Consider the following 2,747-nt stretch of genomic DNA (forward strand, 5'->3'; position numbering starts at 1 on the left):
GTAACCATTCTATTTTCCGCCTTGACATAAGTTGTTAGCCGCCATATCTTTGCGCCGTAACCTTTAACAAGAATGATTATGGCAAAAGAAAAAGTAAACTATCAGGAGGTATATGACCTCTACCAGTTATGCAGCGAGACCAAAGATCTTCGAGAGTTCTGTGCTGATTATGGTGTAAATTACGACAAGTTCATGAACTGGCAGCGTCACCAGTTGTGGAGTGAGAAGTTAGGCAAGACAGTCCAGGTTGAGCAGCCCAAGGTTGCCAAAGTCCAGATAACCGGGAAACCATGCAATAGTCCAACTGTGAAGTTGGACGTGAAACATCCTGAAGGTGAACCACCAATAAAATGGATCAAGTTACAGCTGGCGTCTGGCGCAACACTGTTCCTGAGAAACACCACCGTTCTTGATTTGAGCCTGTTGCTTAATAAAATGATAGGATGATATGCTTGGACTGAGTGCTAACCTTAACTATTACCTGTTTAACGGTAATGTTGATTTGCGGAAAGGCATTTTCCGTCTGTGTGAGAGTATAAGGGAAGAAATGTCCCTTGACCCGAGCGATGCGTCCAATGTATATATGTTCATGTCCCGGAACCGAAAGGTTGTGAAGATACTTCATTACGAACGCGGTTTTTATGTGCTTTACGAAAAACGTCCTGTTATGGGCAAATTCAAGAAACCTGTATTTGATGAAGTCTCCAGGTGCTACCGGATACAGTGGTCGGACATGGCTTATCTTACGGAAAGCATTGTAGTTGACAAGATGTACGTTAGTCCGAAAGGCTAATATTAACATACTGATTATCAACAGGATAGTATAAAAAATAAACGGTAAAAAGTTTGCGTAAGTGCCTGATTTTTCGTACCTTTATATCATGATTGATGAAAGAGCATACGAGTTACTTTGCTGCCAGCTGGGTCTGGCGAATGAGGAAAAGGCAGGTCTTCGCAAACAGAATAAAGAATTGATTGCGAGGCTTGAGTCTATTGAAGAATCCAACAGGGAGAACTCTAAAAATCTGATAGATACCATCAATGATCTCAAAGATACCATCGAAAAGCAGTCAACCACGGTTGAACATTACAGGAAAGAAATGGAACTTATGAGAAAGCAGCTTGAAGCAAAGGATGAGGTGAACAGGATGCTGGCAAACGAGATCTCCAATCTCAGACTTCAGCTTGAGGACAGCAGGAAACACCGTTTCGGCCGTACTTCCGAGCAAAGAAGGCTGTTGAACAACCGTAATCTCGACAAGTCCGCTCTGGAACAATCCGAGTATGACGGTTCTGACAGGAAGGATGATAATAATAAGACCGATGATAACGAAACCGGCAGCAATACCTCTTCCGGCAACATACCTGCCCAGAACAGCAAACCTTCAAGGAGAAAGGAAACCGCACCACGTGCCGGGAAAACAAAATTGAAAGTTGACAAGGTGGTAGTACATGAAGTGGACGAGTATTACACGCTTCCAGAAGGGGGACGGTTTATGAACCGCAACGGTATGCCTGATGTGTGGGAATACAGGGTCATAGAACATGTAAGGGCTTATAACGTGGAGCATGTTTACAAGGTGGCAAGGGTAAAGCTTGCGGACGGCACTTTCACAAGCACCATGGAACATCCGCTGAAAAACCTTGGAGGTATCTTCTCTCCTGAACTGCTTGCCCGTCTGCTTTGTCTGAAATATGACTTCAGCATGCCTGAGAACAGACAGATAAGACTGCTTGCAAGAGAGGGTATCCACATAAGCAATACCACGCTGAACAGCTATATCCATAACGGAATCGCCAAACTAAGGGAGTTCATGGAAGATGTCTTCAAGGAGTTTGTACAGAGAGCTAATTACCTTATGGTTGATGAGACTACTGAGCTTGTTGGAGTGGAAACAAAGGAAGGTAAGGCTTACAGGAGAAAGTACTTATGGGCTTTCTTTGCCAAGCATATTAAGATGGTCTATTATCACTATAATAACGGCAGCAGGTCGTCCGATGCGGCAAAATCATTCCTGGAATATTTTATGGGAACCATATCCACTGACGGATATACGGTTTACAGGATGTTTGACGGAGACGACTCAAAGGTGCTTCATATAGGATGCTGGACGCATTGTAGAAGGTTGTGGGTTGATGCCCTGCCTTCAGACAGAACAGCGATGGACATAATAGATCCTATCGGTGAGATGTTCAGAAATGAAGACCTGTTCCGTATGATGAAACTCAGCGGTGAGCAGATTAAGGAAAGAAGGCTTAAGCTAACAGGACCGATTCTTGAACGTATCCATCATAAGGTGGTCATTATGATGCAGGATGCGAAGATTATGGCTAACGAACTGATGAGAAAGGCCGTGAACTATACGATAAACCAGTGGAAATCCTTGAGAAATATCCTCAAGGACGGTTCAGCAGAAATCTCGAACAACCTCTGTGAGCAAAGGATGAAACCTGTAAAGCTGCTGCTCAAGAACTGTATGAACGTTGGCAGTGAGGATGCGGCAGAAAACTCTGCATTCACCTTCTCTCTGATAGAAAGCTGTAAGTTGAACGGCATAGACCCTCAGAATTACCTGAAACACTTGTTTGAATGTATTCTTCATGGTAAGGACTGCGACAAGAAGGCTCTTCTGCCATGTTTCTATAAACCGGAATGTTAAAACAAAAATATTTTCTTACGGGCATTTTTATTTTATCGGCTGAAAGACAGCCGATAAAATTGGCGTGGCGGAAAATAGTATGGTTAC

3 protein-coding genes are annotated in these 2,747 nt (G+C 43.5%); all 3 read left to right on the forward strand.

Going from position 1 to position 2,747, the window contains the following annotated elements; all coding sequences use genetic code 11:
* Positions 1–78: 78 nt before the first annotated feature.
* Complete coding sequence (locus KFO40_RS25445) at positions 79–447, forward strand: hypothetical protein (RefSeq protein ID WP_170834904.1); 369 nt, start codon at positions 79–81, stop codon at positions 445–447.
* 1 nt (position 448) lies between these two features.
* On the forward strand, positions 449–793 hold the full coding sequence (gene tnpB, locus KFO40_RS25450; protein WP_004297053.1) for an IS66 family insertion sequence element accessory protein TnpB: 345 nt from the start codon (positions 449–451) through the stop codon (positions 791–793).
* Between the two features lie 88 nt (positions 794–881).
* Entirely contained in the window at positions 882–2,660 is a 1,779-nt protein-coding gene (tnpC, locus tag KFO40_RS25455; protein WP_004300191.1) for an IS66 family transposase, read from the forward strand.
* Positions 2,661–2,747 lie beyond the last annotated feature (87 nt).

It is taken from the genome of Bacteroides sp. 1001302B_160321_D4 (genome assembly GCF_015667765.1).
Taxonomy (GTDB): domain Bacteria; phylum Bacteroidota; class Bacteroidia; order Bacteroidales; family Bacteroidaceae; genus Bacteroides; species Bacteroides xylanisolvens.